At 70.1% G+C, this 15,406-nt stretch carries 15 protein-coding genes; 10 read left to right on the forward strand and 5 right to left on the reverse strand.

Annotated elements, in window-relative coordinates; all coding sequences use genetic code 11:
* The first annotated feature begins 177 nt into the window (after positions 1-177).
* Positions 178-1,773: a PKD domain-containing protein gene (locus tag VF106_RS47180; RefSeq protein ID WP_330846643.1), complete on the forward strand. Its 1,596-nt coding sequence runs from the start codon at positions 178-180 to the stop codon at positions 1,771-1,773.
* A gap of 104 nt (positions 1,774-1,877) precedes the next feature.
* Here VF106_RS47180 and VF106_RS47185 read toward each other — a convergent pair whose 3' ends face one another.
* A complete protein-coding gene (locus tag VF106_RS47185; RefSeq protein ID WP_330846644.1) occupies positions 1,878-3,314 on the reverse strand; it encodes an Nramp family divalent metal transporter in 1,437 nt (478 codons plus the stop codon).
* A 204-nt stretch (positions 3,315-3,518) separates the two neighbouring features.
* On the opposite strand from VF106_RS47185, the gene VF106_RS47190 reads away from it, so the two are divergent.
* Positions 3,519-4,244, forward strand: coding sequence for a S1 family peptidase (locus VF106_RS47190; protein WP_330846645.1), 726 nt, complete (start codon positions 3,519-3,521; stop codon positions 4,242-4,244).
* Between the two features lie 4 nt (positions 4,245-4,248).
* Here VF106_RS47190 and VF106_RS47195 read toward each other — a convergent pair whose 3' ends face one another.
* On the reverse strand, positions 4,249-5,100 hold the full coding sequence (locus VF106_RS47195; RefSeq protein ID WP_330846646.1) for an LLM class F420-dependent oxidoreductase: 852 nt from the start codon (positions 5,098-5,100) through the stop codon (positions 4,249-4,251).
* A 61-nt stretch (positions 5,101-5,161) separates the two neighbouring features.
* Between VF106_RS47195 and VF106_RS47200 the strand changes: the two genes are divergently transcribed.
* Positions 5,162-6,055: a LysR family transcriptional regulator gene (locus VF106_RS47200; RefSeq protein WP_330846647.1), complete on the forward strand. Its 894-nt coding sequence runs from the start codon at positions 5,162-5,164 to the stop codon at positions 6,053-6,055.
* On the opposite strand, the gene VF106_RS47205 is transcribed toward VF106_RS47200, so the two are convergent.
* Positions 6,021-6,509 carry a winged helix-turn-helix domain-containing protein gene (locus tag VF106_RS47205; protein WP_330846649.1) on the reverse strand — a complete coding sequence of 163 codons (489 nt, stop codon included), beginning with the start codon at positions 6,507-6,509 and terminating at the stop codon, positions 6,021-6,023. The genes VF106_RS47200 and VF106_RS47205 overlap by 35 nt on opposite strands.
* A 95-nt stretch (positions 6,510-6,604) precedes the next feature.
* On the opposite strand from VF106_RS47205, the gene VF106_RS47210 reads away from it, so the two are divergent.
* The 5 genes from VF106_RS47210 (at position 6,605) to VF106_RS47230 (ending at position 12,261) form a co-directional block, all read left to right on the forward strand.
* Positions 6,605-8,473, forward strand: a complete 1,869-nt coding sequence (locus VF106_RS47210; protein WP_330846650.1) for an FAD/NAD(P)-binding protein — start codon at positions 6,605-6,607, stop codon at positions 8,471-8,473.
* A gap of 16 nt (positions 8,474-8,489) precedes the next feature.
* Entirely contained in the window at positions 8,490-9,029 is a 540-nt protein-coding gene (gene ssuE / locus VF106_RS47215) for an NADPH-dependent FMN reductase (protein WP_330846651.1), read from the forward strand.
* 156 nt (positions 9,030-9,185) lie between these two features.
* The gene (locus tag VF106_RS47220) at positions 9,186-10,277 is read left to right on the forward strand and encodes an LLM class flavin-dependent oxidoreductase (RefSeq protein ID WP_330846652.1); all 1,092 of its coding nucleotides are present in this window, start codon (positions 9,186-9,188) and stop codon (positions 10,275-10,277) included.
* Positions 10,274-11,602 (forward strand): NtaA/DmoA family FMN-dependent monooxygenase, encoded by a 1,329-nt coding sequence (locus tag VF106_RS47225; protein WP_330846653.1) that lies wholly within the window; start codon positions 10,274-10,276, stop codon positions 11,600-11,602. Before VF106_RS47220 ends, VF106_RS47225 begins: the two co-directional genes overlap by 4 nt.
* Positions 11,599-12,261: an LLM class flavin-dependent oxidoreductase gene (locus tag VF106_RS47230; protein ID WP_330846654.1), complete on the forward strand. Its 663-nt coding sequence runs from the start codon at positions 11,599-11,601 to the stop codon at positions 12,259-12,261. Before VF106_RS47225 ends, VF106_RS47230 begins: the two co-directional genes overlap by 4 nt.
* On the opposite strand, the gene VF106_RS47235 is transcribed toward VF106_RS47230, so the two are convergent.
* Positions 12,232-12,918, reverse strand: a complete 687-nt coding sequence (locus VF106_RS47235; protein ID WP_330846655.1) for an ArsR/SmtB family transcription factor — start codon at positions 12,916-12,918, stop codon at positions 12,232-12,234. The two genes, VF106_RS47230 and VF106_RS47235, sit on opposite strands and share 30 nt — an antisense overlap.
* Positions 12,919-12,953: 35 nt before the next feature.
* Here VF106_RS47235 and VF106_RS47240 point away from each other — a divergent pair, with 35 nt between their 5' ends.
* Complete coding sequence (locus VF106_RS47240) at positions 12,954-14,180, forward strand: MFS transporter (protein ID WP_330846656.1); 1,227 nt, start codon at positions 12,954-12,956, stop codon at positions 14,178-14,180.
* Here VF106_RS47240 and VF106_RS47245 read toward each other — a convergent pair.
* On the reverse strand, positions 14,095-14,889 hold the full coding sequence (locus VF106_RS47245) for a DUF817 domain-containing protein (RefSeq protein ID WP_330846657.1): 795 nt from the start codon (positions 14,887-14,889) through the stop codon (positions 14,095-14,097). The two genes, VF106_RS47240 and VF106_RS47245, sit on opposite strands and share 86 nt — an antisense overlap.
* Before the next feature lie 157 nt (positions 14,890-15,046).
* Here VF106_RS47245 and VF106_RS47250 point away from each other — a divergent pair, with 157 nt between their 5' ends.
* Positions 15,047-15,400: an STAS domain-containing protein gene (locus VF106_RS47250; RefSeq protein WP_330846658.1), complete on the forward strand. Its 354-nt coding sequence runs from the start codon at positions 15,047-15,049 to the stop codon at positions 15,398-15,400.
* The last annotated feature ends 6 nt before the right edge of the window (positions 15,401-15,406 follow it).

Genomic DNA, 15,406 nt, shown 5'->3' on the forward strand with positions numbered 1-15,406 from the left:
GCTGGGGGTGCCCCGGGGGGATGTCCTGAAAGACGCGGTCATGTCGTTGAGCGTCCTGATCGCGTCTTTCAGGACGCCGGGCCGTGCCACGGTGTGCGAAGTATCGTTGACTTTCGGTGACGGCGTGCATAGTTTCGGGTGAGTCGCACAAAAGCCTCTACCCCTGCGGAGGCCGCAATGTCGCGCTCCGGAAGAGTCCTGCTCGGCGTGCTCGCACTCGTCGGATCCGGGTTGGTCGGCACGGCCGGCGCCTCGGCGCAGCCGTTCGACCCGCTCCCGATCGAACCGTCGCCCGCGGTGGCCGTCTCGTCCACTGTGGACTCCGGGCCCGTGCCGCTCACGGTCGACTTCGTCGCGGACGCCGACCTGTACCGGGATTTCCTCAGCTATGCCTGGGACTTCACCGGCGACGGCGTCCAGGACGCCGAGGGCCGGACCGCGTCCTGGACGTTCACCACGCCCGGCGAGCACGTCGCGCGGGTGACGGTGAAGGACGAGTACGGCCTCGTCTCGTCCGGCGAACTGCCCGTCGTCGCGGGTAACGCCCGGCCGGCCGTCGTGATCGAGGCGCCGGCCGACGGCACCGTGGCCGCGCCGGGCGAGCCCGTGCCGTTCCGGGTCGCGGTGACCGACGACGGTGTCGTCGACTGCACGAAGGTCGTCGTGAGCTACGAGGCGACGGAGGTGCCCGCTGGGCCGGACTGCACGGGCGTGCTGACCGCCGGCGCGGGTGTCGTGAGCGCCCGGTACACCGACGCCGGCGCACCGGACGTGCCGTCGTTGAGCGGTGCGGCGGAGGTCGTGCTCAACCCGCGCGAGCACCAGACCCCGTTCGTGGTGCCGCGGGTCAACCTGGCCGGCGTCGACCACCTGTCGGCGGAACTCGTGGCACAGCAGCCGGGTGGCACGCTGACGGTGCACGCGGACTCGCCGGACGGCCCGGTGGTCGCGACCTTCGCGAACGTGCTGTCCACACAGTGGCTGGCGGCGGACGTGGCCGACCCGACCGGCGTGCACGACCTGTACTTCGTGGCGGACCGGCCGGACCTGTCGGCGCGGACCGTCCGTTTCCAAACGGTCCCAACGGTGACGGCGACGTTCCCCAACGGTTGGCACACCAAGGATCTGCCGACCACGGTCACCGCGGCCCCGCTGTGGGACCCGCAGGTCTCACTGGACGGCGGCGCGACGTGGACGGCGCCCCCGGTGCTGTCGGCGGACGGTGCCTACGACATCCGGTACCGGGCGGTGGACGCGGCAGGCCGAACATCCGAGATCGGCGCGGCAGCCGTGAAGATCGACAAGACGGCCCCGACGGTCGCCGTCCCAGCCGGCGCCCACGAACACGCGACCACACTCGACTTCACGGTAACGGACGCGGGCTCAGGCGTAGCCACCGTCACGGCGACGCTCGACAACGCTCCGGTGACGTCACCGATCGAGCTGTGGCACTACCCGGCCGGCGCCCACCAACTGACCGTCACGACAACGGACGTGGCCGGCAACACGACCACGCACACGTCAGAACTGACGATCGCGGCGACACTCCCGGGTCTACGCCCACTGACGGACCGGTTCGCGCTCCCGTTCGTGAAGTCACTGATCATGCGCCTACAACTGACAGCGGCGGAAGAGGCCTACGAGAACGGCGACCGAGCCGAGGCCGCAGCCTGGCTGGAAGCCTTCCACTACTCGGCCTCCCTGCTCCGCAACCCCGAAGCCCGCACCATCCTGACCACAGAAGCAACCCTGCTGACCCAACAACTCCACTAACCCCCGCGAGTCGCGCGTTCGGCCCCTGCGAGTTTCGTTTTCGTGAACGCTTCGACTGTCGGGTGGGTGGTGGCGGTGCCAGTGAAACACCGCCACCACCGCGATCACGACAAGAGCTTGCGGACCTGGTCGATGAGTGTCAGGACACTCAGGACGCCGAACAGCGCCACCGACCAGCCGAGCACCGCGGTACGGGCCCCGCTCGTGCGGATCTGCTGCGGCAACACCTTGCGGTTGAGCAGGATCAACAGTCCGGAGTAGATGAACATCATCACGCCGCCGACGCACGCGGAGATCACCAGCAGGACCAGTGGTTGTGCGAACCCGGCGAGCACGACGACACACCCCACGACCACGAGCACCCAGACGACGCCGAAGTAGAGCGTGCTTTCCTTGCGCTCCCTGGCGTACGAGGTCTTGATGACGTCGGCGACGAGCCGGCTGGTGTAGTCCACGATGCCGAGCGCGGCCGCGAACAGCGAGAACGCGCCGATCACCCAGAACAGCGTGCCGAACCACGTGCCGACGGTGTCCTTGAGTACCTCGCCCTCGACCTGGAGGAAGCCGATGTTGTTCTCCAGACCGGGTTTCCCGTACACGGTGGCGTAGGAGAGCAGCGACGTGAACACGATCGTCAGGAACGTGATCAGCACGAACGTGTACAGCTGCTCCCGGTTGGCGAACCGCCACCACGAACGCCAGCGCGACATGTGTTCGTCGGTCGGCTCGAAGATGAAGCCGGTGCTCGGCGCGGCTTCCGGCTGTCCGGTGACCGGGCTCTTGATCCGCGGCACGTACCGGCCCATGCCGAAGCCCTTGTCGCGGATCCAGTTGCTCTGCACCAGGTTCTGGCCACCGCCGGCACCGGCGAACGCGAGGGCGCCGAGCAGCAGCGCGAGCCCGAGCGGTTCCACCGGCACACTCGCGTCCGTGATGATCTTCGGCGTGTCCGCCCACGCCTCGGCCGAGATCGCGACGATCGCACCGACGGCCAGCAGCACCAGCACGGCCGCGACCTTGAGCATCTCGGCCTTCTCCAGCGCCACGTACACCACGGGCGCCAGCGAGAGGATGAGGCCGATCGCGAGCAGGAGCCCGATGGTGATCCAGCGGACGTCACCGCCGACCAGGTAGGTGATCATCGTCGCGGAGCTGGTCGCCCAGCCGGGCCACAGGTTCGCGAAGATGGTCAGTACGGCGAACACCAGGCCCCAGTGCCGCCAGAAGCGGCTGAAGCCGGTGAGCGCCGTCTCCCCGGTCGCGAGCGTGTACCGCTCGATCTCCATGTTCAGGAAGAACTGGGTGGCCAGTCCGACCAGTGCCGCCCAGACGAACACCAGCCCGACCTGGGAGGCGATGTAGGGGAAGAGGATGAACTCGCCCGACGCCAGCCCGACGCCGGCGGCGATGATGCCGGGGCCGATGATGCGCCGGGTGGAGGTGGGCGCCTCGGGTAGCGGCCGCACTTCTGGCCGCGGCAGGTGCTTGGCGGGGAACCGCCACGCCACCGAGGAGGACACTTCGTCGTGCTGCCTCGTCATAGTGATCCCTTCGCAGGATAAAGGAGATCTCGGACAAGATCGTACCGTCTGCGCAGGTCGCTCTGGGAATTGTGGGAAGGCGGCTCTCTTGCCGGCCGGGGAAGCGGGTGGTGAGCTGGGTTCGAACGGTGACCGTCCGGTGACTGTTCGTTCCCGATTCACCCCTGCACGCGGCCTCGCGGCCGCAGAATCGAGAAGCACGAGATGAAGTTCGCAAAGCTTGCCCTCAGCGCGCTGGGGGCGGCACTCGCGCTGGCCACGATCGCCCCGCAGGCGGTCGCCGCGCCGGAGGAACCCAGTGGCGGCGCCACCCCGATGATCATCGGTGGCGGCAACGCGTCGAACGCCCCGTGGGCGGCGCGCCTGTTCGCCAACGGGCGGGAGAACTGCACGGCGACGATCATCGCGCCGACCTACATCCTCACGGCGAAGCACTGCGTGTCCAACACCTCCGCCACCTACACCTTCCGCATCGGCAGCCTGGACCAGACCTCCGGCGGCACGATGGCCACGGGTGTCGCGATCACCCGCCACACCACGGCGGACATCGCGATCGTGCGGCTGGGCAGCAGCGTCTCCGCGACGTACTCGCCGCTGGGCACGACGAGCAACGTGTCGGTCAACCAGACCGTGCAGGTCTACGGCTGGGGCGCCACGTGCACCGGCCAGCCGGAGATCAACTGTCAGTCCCGGCTGCTGAAGGTCGCGGACGTGCGGGTCACGTCGGTGAACTGCCGCGACTACAGCGGTGGCGTCGCGGTCTGCGCGCAGCGGGGCAACGGCATCACCGCCGGCGGCGACTCGGGCGGCCCGATGTTCGCCTCGGGCCGCCAGGTGGGCGTCGCGTCGACGAGTGACCGCGCCACCCGCACCGCCTACACCAACATCACGCAGTACCGGAGCTGGATCAGCTCGATCGCCGGCGTGTGAGGCGTCAGGGGCTGGGCGTCGACGCGCCCAGCCCCGCGTGGTGCTCCAGGAACCTCGCGACGTCGTCCGGATCCGTCAGCGGCAGCGGGTAGACGACCAACCGGTCCACGCCGAGCGCGGCGTAACGGTCGACGGCCGCGCGGTCCAGCCGTACGGGGTCCAGCTGCGTGTACGTGATCTCCAGCTGTCCCAGGTGCGCCGGCCGGTCGACCTCGGCCGCCGCCCGCCGCAGACCGTCGAGGTGCCGGGGGAGATCGTCGGGCCCGCCGGTGCCGAACCAGCCGTGACCACGGGACACCGCGCGCCGGAACGCGGCAGGACTGTGCCCGCCGACCACGATCCGCACGTTGTCCGGCCGCGGATGCGCGTCGACGTGGTCGAACGACACGTGCCGTCCGTGGAAGGCCGGCGCCGGGTCGTGCCACAGCGACGCCATGGCGTCCAGGTACTCGTCGGTACGGCTGCCCCGCGTCGCGAGGTCGACGCCCACCGCGGTCAGCTCCGGTTCCAGGTAACCGGCGCCGACGCCGAGCAGCAACCGGCCGCCGCTGAGCACGTCCAGGCTCGCCGCCTGCTTCGCCAGCACCAGCGGGTTGCGTTGCGGCAGGATGATGATCCCGGTGCCGAGCCGCATCCTCGTGGTCACCGCGGCGACAAAAGTCAGGTGCACCAAGGGGTCCAGGATCGGGTCCGTCGCCTCCATCGGCGCCGCCGGCACCCGGGGACTCGGCAGCACCACGTGCTCACCCGCCCACCACGACGTGTAACCCAACTCCTCGGCCAGCCGCGCGAGCCGTGCGGTGTGACCCGGCGCGATCACGGCCTTGGCGTTCAACCCCTGCACTCCCAGTTCCATGGGGTGAGCGTTGCGCGGTCGGACGGCGGCGGTCCAAGACCTTCTCTTATAGCCTTCGGTTATGGACCCGCACCTCAGGGATCTTCGGTACTTCGTCGCGGTCGCCGAGGAGCTGAGCTTCACCAGGGCCGCGGGCGAGCGGCTGTTCATCTCACAACCCGCGCTGAGCAAGCAGATCCGCCAGCTGGAGAACACCTTGCGGGTCCGGCTGTTCGAGCGCGACCGCCGCACCGTGTCGCTGACCCCGGCCGGCGCCGAGCTGCTGCCGAGGGCACGGCGGCTCATCGCCCAGTGGGAGGAGGCCGAGCACGCCGTGGTCGCGGCCGGCCGCGACACCACGCTGACCGTCGGGTTCCAGACAAGGATCGGTCGCGGGCTCATCCCCGCCGTCACAACGGTAATGGCGGACTGGACCCTGTCCTTCCGGCAGGTCTCCTGGCGCGACCCGACGGCCGGACTGGCGCGGCGTGAGGTCGACGTGGCGATCGCGTGGCTTCCCGTGCCGGGCAGCGGGTTGACGTGGCGCGTCGTCGCCACCGAGGAGCGGTGGGTGGCGTTGCCCGCCGGCCACCACCTCGCCGCGCACGACACCATCCCGTTCGCCGCGCTCGCCGGCGAGCCGTTCGTCGCGTTGCCGGCCGGTCCCGCGCGGGATTTCTGGCTGGCCACCGACGAACGCACCGGACCGGCCCGGGTGAGCGCCGAGGCGGAGACCGCCGAGGAGGTGTTCGAGGCCGTCGCGTCCGGCGCGGGGGTGACCCTCGTCGCGGCGGGCAACGCCGAGATCTACCAGCGCGACGACGTCGTGTGCCGGCCCGTCAGCGGGTTGGCGCCGAGTGAGCTCGCGGTGGTCTGGCGCACGGACGACGACCGGCCGGCCATTCGCGTGTTCGTCGAGTCGTGTGCGCGGTGCTTCTGTGTCACACCACCGCCCACTCCGGCGCCGGCTCGATGACCACGTCGGGCCCGCCGTCGAAGCGGTAGCCGATCCCACGTACGGTGCTGATCCGCGGCCGGTCCGCGCCGAGCTTGTCCCGCAACCGTCTGATGTGGACATCCACGGTGCGGCTGTTCAGCGGCTCGTCGATGCCCCACACGTCGGCCATCAGCTGCCGGCGTGGCAGCACCCGGCGCGGCCGCTCCGTCAGGTACAGCAACAGGTCGAACTCGAGCCGGGTCAGCGTGACCGGTAACCCGCGGCGCAGGACGGTCCGCGAGTAGGGGATGATCCGCAACCGCTCGTCCGAGTCCCAAGTAGACACACGGTGCTGGGGCAAGCCAGGCTGGCGGATCGCGACACCGGGCAGCTCGGCCACCGAGTGCAACAGGTCGGACAGCGCGGCGAGCGTGTCCGGGTGGCTCGGAAGCTCGATGTTCAGCTGGACGACCACCGTCGTGTTCGGGGACACGGGTATATCGGACCGAACCGGCGCCCTGCCGGTCAACGGTTCCCATCAGGTGGACGGGGCGGCGCGTGCCGCACGAAGCCCGTAGCGTCCCCGACGTGGGGTCACATGCCATCGCGATCGTCGGTGCGGGTCCACGCGGAATCGGGTTGCTGGAACGCATCGCGGCCAACGCGCCCGAACTGCTGCACGGCCGCCTGACCGTGCACCTGGTCGACCCGTTCCCACCCGGTCCCGGCCGGGTGTGGCGGTTCGCGCAGTCGCCGCTGCTGCGGATGAACTCCATGCCGGAGGACGTCACCATGTTCACCGACGACAGCGTGCAGTGCGCAGGCCCGATCCGGCCGGGACCGACGCTGGCCGAGTGGGTCACCGCGGTCCGCGACGGCGAACTGGCGGCCACTGTGGACAGCTCGCTGCTCGCCGAGCTGCGGTCGGTCACCGCCACCACGTTCCCCACCCGTCGGCTGCAGAGCGCCTACCTGAACTGGTTCCACAGCTGGGTTCTCGACGCTCTGCCGGACACGGTGGAGGTGCGGGTGCACGCGACGCGGGCCGTTGACGTCACCGGCCCGCCCGACGGGGTGCAGACGGTCTGGCTCGCCGACGGGCGCGAGCTGGTGGTCGACATGGTCGTGCTGGCTCTCGGTCACCTGGACGCCGCACCCGGGGCGGAGGAGGCGCGGCTGGCGGAATACGCCCGCAACCATCAACTCCGCTACATCCCACCGGCCTACACCGCCGACCTGGACCTGTCGGACATCGAACCCGCGGAAACGGTGCTGTCCCGCGGTTTCGGGCTCGCGTTCGTGGATCTGGCCGTGCTGCTCACCGAGAGCAGGGGCGGCCGTTTCCGGCCGGATCGGGACGGCACGCTCACCTATCACCCGTCCGGCCGCGAACCCGTGCTGTACGTGGGTTCCCGCCGCGGCGTCCCGTACCACGCGAAACCGCGGTACCGCTTGCAGGGGCCGCGGCCGGAACTGCCCCGGTTCTTCGGCCCACCCGAGATCGACGACCTGGTCGCCCGACCGGGCCGGCTCGACTTCCGCACCGACGTGTGGCCCCTGATGGCCAAGGAGATCGGGTGGGGCTACTACCACGAGCTGTTCACCGGCCACGCCGACAAGGTGCGGCTGGACCTGGACGAGTTCGCCGACCGGTACGCCGCGCTGGACTGGGACAGCACGGACATGCGCGTGCTGGTCGCGAAGGCCGTGCCGGACGAGCGGGACCGGCTCGACCTCGATGCTGTCGACCGGCCCTTGCGTGACAAGGAGTTCGCGGACCGGGCCTCGTTCACCACACACGTCCTCGACTACGTCGGGGCTGACCTGACGCGCCGCGCGAATCCCTCCTACAGTGCCGATCTCGGTGCCTTCCTCACCCTGCTGTCGGTGTTCGGTCAGCTCGCCCGCCTGGTGGCCGAGGGAAAGCTGCGTCCTTTGTCCCAGGTGGACGATGTGGACGGGTGGTGGTTCGGGTTCTTCAGCTTCTTCGCGAGCGGTCCGCCCGGGCACCGGCTGCGGGAGCTGGTCGCACTCGTCGAGGCGGGTGTGGTCCGGCTGGTCGGCCCGGACATGTGGGTGCGTGCCGAGGGCGGTCGGTTCGTCGCGGGAAGCCCCGCCGTGCCCGGTCAGGTCGAGGCGACCACGCTGGTCGAGGCGCGCCTGCCGGCACCGAGCGTGCGCCGCGCCACCGATCCCCTGCTACGCACCATGTTCCAGCGCGGCGAGCTGGCCGAGGAGGTCCTGCTCGACGCGGCGGCCGAGCACAGCACAGGACGAATCCTGACCACTGGCACGGGATTGCTCGTGGACGCCACGGGATGGCCACACCCACGGCGGTTCGCGTTGGGCCCTCACACGAGCTCCCGCGCACCGGGCGCGTTCACCAGACCCAACACGAACGCGGTCGGCTTCCGCCAGAACGACGCGGTGGCCCGCCACATTCTGGCTCATCTGTAGAAAACCGGAGGTTCTGTTGTCCTCGATCGTTGCCCTGGCCGGTAGCCCGTCGACCGAGTCGCGAACTGTCGCACTACTGCGGCATATCGCGGGCTCACTCGACGGCCATGACGTGCACGTGGTGCCCGTGCGGGCACTGCCCGCCGACGCGTTGCTCGGCGCCGACACGGCCGACCCGGCGATCAGTGCGGTGGTGCGGCAGGTGACCGACGCCGACGGCCTCATCGTCGCGTCACCCGTGTACAAGGCCGCGTACTCCGGCGTGCTCAAGACGTTCCTCGACCTGCTGCCAGCGAACGCGTTGGCCGGCAAGGCAGTACTCCCGGTGCTCACGGGCGCCGCACCGGTCCACGCGCTGGCCGTGGACTACGCGCTGCGGCCGGTGCTCGCCGCCCTCGGCGCCCGGCACGTCGTGCAAGGACTGTTCCTGATCGACAAGCAGATCGAGCGCACGCCGGACGGGGTGGTGCTCGCCCCCGACGTCCAGGCGAGCGTCGACGCGGCGGTGGACGGGTTGACGTCCGCCCTGCCCGGGGTCCTCACGGTGCGGTCATGAGACACCCTCTGTCAACCTCAAGGTCACCCCAGGCCGAGTGCTTCGCAACCGCTCCTCAGGGAACGTGACGCAAGCCAGCCACAAGTACGTGACCAAACTGAGCCCTCCGTCCGCCAACGTGACCAACACATTGAATTCCGGGGAGGCGGACCAGCCATGACCGCGCCATACCTCGCCGTGGCGCTGGACGGCGCCGGCTGGCACCCTGCGGCGTGGCGGGAGGCCGACGCGCGCCCGACCGAGCTGCTCACCGCCCGCTACTGGACGGACCTGGTCCGCGAGGCGGAGGACGGGCTGCTGGACCTGGTGACGTTCGAGGACTCGTTCGGCCTGCAGTCCACACGCGAAGGTGTGCGGGGCCGGCTCGACGCGACGCTGATCGCGGCCGCCGTGGCGCCCCGCACGAGCCGGATCGGCCTGGTGCCCACGGTGATCACCAGCCACACCGAGCCGTTCCACATCTCCAAGGCCGTCGCGACCCTCGACTACGCCAGCACGGGCCGAGCCGGCGTGCGGGTGCGAGCCTCGGCAGAGCACGCGAAACACGTCGGCCGACGCCAGGACCTCGGCGTCGACGACCTGCTCGACGAGGCCGCCGACTACGTGGAGGTCGTGCGGCGGCTGTGGGACAGCTGGGAGGACGACGCCGAGATCCGCGACGCGGCCACCGGCCGGTTCGTCGACCGCGACAAGCTGCACTACATCGACTTCGTGGGTCGCTGGTTCAGCGTCAAGGGCCCGTCGATCACACCGCGCCCACCGCAGGGACAGCCGCCCGTGTTCGCGCTGGCGCACGCCGCACCCGTGTACCGGTTCGCCGAGCGGTCGGTGGACGTCGTGTTCGTGACCCCTCGCGATGCCGACGACGCGGCGGCGATTACCGCACAGATCACCGGTGTGCCGCACGTTTTCGCTGACCTGACGGTGTTCCTCGACGACTCCGCTGGTGCCGCCGCCGACCGGCTGGCGCGACTGGACGACCTGGCCTCGTTCACCACGGACACGGCGGTGTTCACCGGCACACCAACGGGGTTGGCCGATCTCCTGCTGGCATGGCAGGTGAAAGGACTCTCCGGGTTCCGGCTGCGACCAGGCGCGCTGCCGCACGACCTCACCGCGATCACCAGGGGTCTGGTGCCGGAACTCCAAGCACGCGGGGTGTTCCGCCGCGGGTACGGCGCCGGCACGTTGCGGGACCGGCTGGGCCTTTCCCGGCCGGCCAACAGGTATGCCGTGGGGGCACGATGACCAAGCAGGTTCACCTCGCCGCGCACTTCCCCGGCGTGAACAACACGACCGTGTGGAGCGACCCGGCGGCGGGCAGCCACATCGAGTTCTCGTCGTTCGAGCACTTCGCGCGCACGGCGGAACGAGCGAGGTTCGACTTCCTGTTCCTCGCCGAAGGGCTGCGGCTGCGTGAACAGGGCGGCCAGATCTACGACCTGGACGTGGTGGGCCGGCCCGACACCTTCACCGTGTTGGCCGCACTGTCCGCCGTGACCGCCCATCTGGGACTGGCGGGCACGATCAACTCGACGTTCAACGAGCCCTACGAGGTGGCCCGGCAGTTCGCGAGCCTCGACCATCTCTCCGGCGGCCGGGCGGCGTGGAACGTGGTCACGTCGTGGGACGCGTTCACCGGTGAGAACTTCCGCCGCGGCGGCTTCCTCGCCGAGGTCGACCGGTACGCCCGCGCCGAGCAGTTCCTGCGCACGGCATGGCAGCTGTTCGACTCGTGGCACGGCGACGAGATCGTGGCGGACAAGGAGACCGGACGGTTCCTGACCACGTCGTCGCCGGGGGAGTTCGCCCACCGCGACGACCACTTCGACATCGCCGGCAACTTCAACGTGCCACGAAGCCCGCAGGGCCGCCCGGTGATCTTCCAGGCCGGCGACTCGAACGAAGGCCGCGAGTTCGCCGCGGCCACCGCCGACGCGATCTTCTCCCGGCACGGCACACTCGAGGCGGGGCAGGCGTTCTACGCCGACGTGAAGGGCAGGCTCGCCCGCTACGGGCGCACCCCGGACTCACTGAAGGTGTTGCCAGCGGCCACGTTCGTGCTGGGCGACACCGACGCGGACGCCCGGGAGCTGGCGGCGGTCGTGCGGCGCCAACAGGTGAGCGGGCAGACCGCGATCAAACTGCTGGAGCAGGTGTGGAACGCCGACCTGTCCGCCTACGACCCGGATGGCCCACTGCCCGAGACCGATCCGCTGCCGGGCGAGCACACGTTGTCCAAGGGCAGGGCGAGCGTGCGCATGACCCGTGATCCCGTTGCCACGGCGCGACAGTGGCGCGAGCTGGCCGAGGAGAAGAACCTGTCGATCCGTGAGCTGATGATCGAGGTCAGCGCCCGGCAGACGTTCATCGGGTCCGCGTCGACGGTGGCCGAGCAGATCAACGACCTGGTGCAGCGCGACGCGAGCGACGGGTTCATCCTCGTCCCGCACCTCACTCCGGGCGGGCTGGACGTCTTCGCCGACACGGTGGTGCCGCTGCTGCAGGAGCGGGGCGTGTTCCGCACCGAGTACGAGGGCACCACCCTGCGGTCGCACCTGGGCCTCCCATGAGTATGGGGGTGACGCTGCCGGCCGGCGCCGGCATGGACAACGTGGTGGACTCGGCGGTGGCGCTCGCGCGGGAGGCGGCCGCCGCCCGGGATACGGTCGGCCGGCTGCCGCAGCTGTTCGACGTCGACTCGATAGCGCTGGCCGGCATCGTGGGCCGGGAGGTGCCCGAGCTCGCGGTCGGCTCGTCCGTGGTGCCGATCTTCGCGCGGCACCCGATCCTGGTCGCGAGCCAGGCGCAGACCACGCAGGCGGCCGCCGGCCGTTACACGCTCGGCGGCGGTCTCGGTGCGGAGCTGTTCGTCGAGCCGGTGTTCGGCGTGCCGTACGACCGCCCGATCCTGCGGTTGCGAGAGTTCCTCACCGCGCTTCGGTACGTCGTGGACACGGGCATGGTCGACTTCACGGGCGAGACACTGGTGGCGAGGACGCCGATACCGTCCGCGGTGGCAGGTGGCTCGCCGGTGCCGGTGGCGGTGGCCGCCATGGGCCCGCAGGCTCTGCGGGTCACCGGCGAGCTGGCCGACGGCACGTTGCCGTTCCTGGCTGGTCCCAAGGCATTGGCGGACCACATCGTCCCCGCGATCACGGCGGCCAGCGCAGCGCCTGCTCGGCGACTTGGCGAAGGGGCGTTAGTGCCACCCGGGAAGCAGGGCCGGTAGCTTCTTTCGTCCGGCGGTCGTGATCACCAGGTCCCTGCTGTCCGGCACCCGCTGGACGAGTTTCTCCCGCTCCAGAGCGGACAGCAGGGCCGCGCCGAGCGCGCCGCCGAGGTGCGGGAGCCGGTGGCTACGGTCGAGGCACGCGGTGACGAGCTTGCGCCGGCCGGCGTCCACAGTGGCCGGATCGACGCCGAGGTCCCAGAATGCCAGCTCGTTCGGGCCGATGGCGACCTGGTCATCCACAGTGGACAGGGCGGCGCGGTCGACGAGCGTGGCGAACACGGTCACGCCCAGCCGGCCGGCCACGTGGTCGTAACACGTGTGCGCGAGGTCGGCCCGGCTCGGGCTCCTGGCGAACGACGGCGCGTCCCCGTGTGCGAAGTGGGTCAGCGTCGTGAGCACGGCGCCGAGGTCGGCACGAGCCACCCGGTACCGCGCGTGCCGGCCCTCGTGCGTCACGGCCACCAGCCCCGCGTCACGCAGTCGCGCCAGGTGGTTGCCCATCCTCGGTGTGGACACCCCGACCGCGTCGGCGAGTTGTGCCTGCGTGTGCGGGCCCTCCGTCGCCAGCAACTGGAGCGCCGCCAGGCGGACCGGGTCCGACAGCTCGCGCGCCAGCGCGGCCGTGGTGTCGAGTACGGTGTCATGCGGTCGCACACCATTCAGGATAGCGTGAATGGTGGAGGTGCGAAATGCGAGGACTCACCCTGCTGTTGTGGGGGCGCGGGATCTCCGCGCTCGGCGACGGTCTGTGGTTCACACTCTGGGCGATCTACTTCACCCGTGTCGTCGGGTTGGCGCCGACGGTCGTGGGACTCGGCATGGCCGTCGCCGCCGGCGTGGGCCTCCTCGCGACCGTGCCGCTCGGCGCGCTGGCGGACCGGACGAACGCGCGCACGGTGCTCGTCGTGCTCGCGGCCGTCGAGGGAGTCGCCATGGCGGGTTACCTGCTGGTGTCCGAGTTCTGGTCGTTCCTGGTCGTCACCATGGTGTTCGTCGGCGTCACGAACGGTGCCGGTGCCGTGCGGACCGCCCTGGTCGCCGCGCTCGTGCCCGGCACCGCGGAGCGGCTGACGGCGCTTGCCGGCCAGCGCGTCGCGCAGCACGTCGGGTACGCGGCCGGCGCCGGTGTTGGGGCGCTGGTGCTGACCGCCGACCGGCCGGTCGTCTACACGGCCGCGATTGTCGGCAACGCGGTGACGTTCGTGGTGCTGGCGGTGCTCACCGCACTGGTGCCGTCGGCGCCCACATCGGTACGCCGGCTGCGGACCAGGCACGCGCTGGCCGACCGGCCCTACATGGCGGTGATGGCCGCGACATCCGTGCTGTCGCTGTGCTGGGCGATGCTGTCGACGGGCCTGCCTGTGTGGCTCGCCGGGTTCACGTCGCTGCCGCTGGGACTCGGCGGTTTGGTCGTGGTCATCAGCTCGGTGGGCATCGCGGCACTGCAGATCCCCGCGGGCCGCTTCGCCCAAACGGCAAGACAGTCGGCACGCACCGCGATGGTTGCCGGGGGCGCGTTGGCGGCCAGCTGCGTTCTCCTCGCCACCACGGACGGGCTGGCCGGTGCCGCGGGGGTGGCCGTGCTCATGGCCGCCGCGCTGCTGCACCTGACCGGCGAACTCGGCTACGTCGCCGCGCAGTGGGGACTGTCGGTCACCCTGATGGACGAGCGTGCCCGAGGGGTGTACCAGGGCATCAGCCAGTCCACGACGGCGACCGTGCAGATGTTCGCGCCGGCCGTGTTCACCATCGCGCTGGACATGTTCGGCGCGGGCGGATGGCTGTTGGTGGGGGCGCTGTTCGTGTGCGCCGTGCTGCCGGTGCCGGCACTCACGTCGTGGGCACTACGAACCCGGCCGGAGGTTCCCGCAGCCGCCCAGCCCGTGCCCGAAACGCCGCGACGAGCACGAACGTGACGCTGATGAGCATCGCCCACGCACCGAACTTCGCCGGGTCGACGAGCCGCCACGCCGCCAGCTGGTGCGGGTAACGCCATGCGCCGAAGTACGTCGCGATGTTCTCTGCGAGCCACAGGAAGAAACCGGTGAGCACGAACGCCAACGCGAGCGGCATCCGGTAACGGTGACCGCCGACGGTGAAGTGGACGGTCGCGCCCCACGTGACGGCGACGAGCAGCCCGGCAAGCGGCCACCGCAGATCCGGCAGCCAGTGGTGGGTGATCAGGTTGACGTAGATCGCCCCGGCCACCACGGCCGTCGGCGCCGCCCGGTAGCCGGACACGCGCAGCTCGAGCAGCCGCCAGGCCGCGACCATGTAGCTGCCCACCGCCGCGTAGAGAAAACCGCTGTAGAGCGGCACACCGAAGATCTTCGTCCACGCCGGCTCCGGGTAGCTCCACGAACCGAGCGGCACCTTGACGAGTTCGAACACCAGCCCGATGAGATGGAAACCGGCGATGATCAGGACGTCCCGGGTCGTCTCCCAGCGGAAGATCAGGAACACCATGGTGACCAGGACGCAGTAGATCAACAGCGCGTCGTAGCGCGGGATCGGCAGCGGCACGATCTTCGAGAGTGCGAGCCCGCCGAACACCGCGACCGCGAAGGCGCAGCAACGAGCTTCGAGCCACGCGAAGCGGAGCAGTTGCGCGACCACGAAACCCATGACTGGTGGACGCGCACACCGCGGTGCGGGTTGCCCGGTTTCGTTGATCGATGTTAACGCTGACAACGCAACGCTTTTCCATCTGTCCACAATGGAGGTGGTGCGCACCGGTGTCGGCTCGACTAGGCTTTGACTTCCCCCAGGTCGTGGAGGTGCCATGACTGACTTGGACGCGTTGCTGTGGATACAGCGCACGGTGGAGAACCACTCGGTGGTCGTGCGGGTGTGTGGCGACCTCGACATCCTGACCGCTCCGAGGTTGTCCACGCAGCTCGACCTGGCCGAAGCGATCGTCGTGCCGCCGGCGCCGGTGGTTCTGGATCTCACCGGGCTCAACTTTCTGGCCTCGGCCGGTTTGTCCGTCCTCTTGGCACACCACGAGCGATGTCGCACGCTGGGGAGCAGGCTCGAGATCCTGCCCGGTGGGCGTGCGGTCACGCGGCCACTGGCCGTGACCGGACTCGACCAGATCCTGGACGTCGCACCCAATTTTGTCGGTGACCCCGCCTAGTCTGCG

The sequence above is a fragment of the Actinophytocola sp. genome (genome assembly GCF_036378875.1).
Lineage (GTDB): Bacteria > Actinomycetota > Actinomycetes > Mycobacteriales > Pseudonocardiaceae > Actinophytocola.

Excerpts from the sequence above, each read along its gene's own strand:
- VF106_RS47180 (WP_330846643.1), top strand. The coding sequence starts at position 178 with ATGTCGCGCTCCGGAAGAGTCCTGCTCGGCGTGCTCGCACTCGTCGGA.
- VF106_RS47185 (WP_330846644.1), bottom strand. The coding sequence starts at position 3,314 with ATGACGAGGCAGCACGACGAAGTGTCCTCCTCGGTGGCGTGGCGGTTC.
- VF106_RS47190 (WP_330846645.1), top strand. The coding sequence starts at position 3,519 with ATGAAGTTCGCAAAGCTTGCCCTCAGCGCGCTGGGGGCGGCACTCGCG.
- VF106_RS47195 (WP_330846646.1), bottom strand. The coding sequence starts at position 5,100 with ATGGAACTGGGAGTGCAGGGGTTGAACGCCAAGGCCGTGATCGCGCCG.
- VF106_RS47200 (WP_330846647.1), top strand. The coding sequence starts at position 5,162 with ATGGACCCGCACCTCAGGGATCTTCGGTACTTCGTCGCGGTCGCCGAG.
- VF106_RS47220 (WP_330846652.1), top strand. The coding sequence starts at position 9,186 with ATGACCGCGCCATACCTCGCCGTGGCGCTGGACGGCGCCGGCTGGCAC.
- VF106_RS47225 (WP_330846653.1), top strand. The coding sequence starts at position 10,274 with ATGACCAAGCAGGTTCACCTCGCCGCGCACTTCCCCGGCGTGAACAAC.
- VF106_RS47230 (WP_330846654.1), top strand. The coding sequence starts at position 11,599 with ATGAGTATGGGGGTGACGCTGCCGGCCGGCGCCGGCATGGACAACGTG.
- VF106_RS47240 (WP_330846656.1), top strand. The coding sequence starts at position 12,954 with ATGCGAGGACTCACCCTGCTGTTGTGGGGGCGCGGGATCTCCGCGCTC.
- VF106_RS47245 (WP_330846657.1), bottom strand. The coding sequence starts at position 14,889 with ATGGGTTTCGTGGTCGCGCAACTGCTCCGCTTCGCGTGGCTCGAAGCT.
- VF106_RS47250 (WP_330846658.1), top strand. The coding sequence starts at position 15,047 with ATGACTGACTTGGACGCGTTGCTGTGGATACAGCGCACGGTGGAGAAC.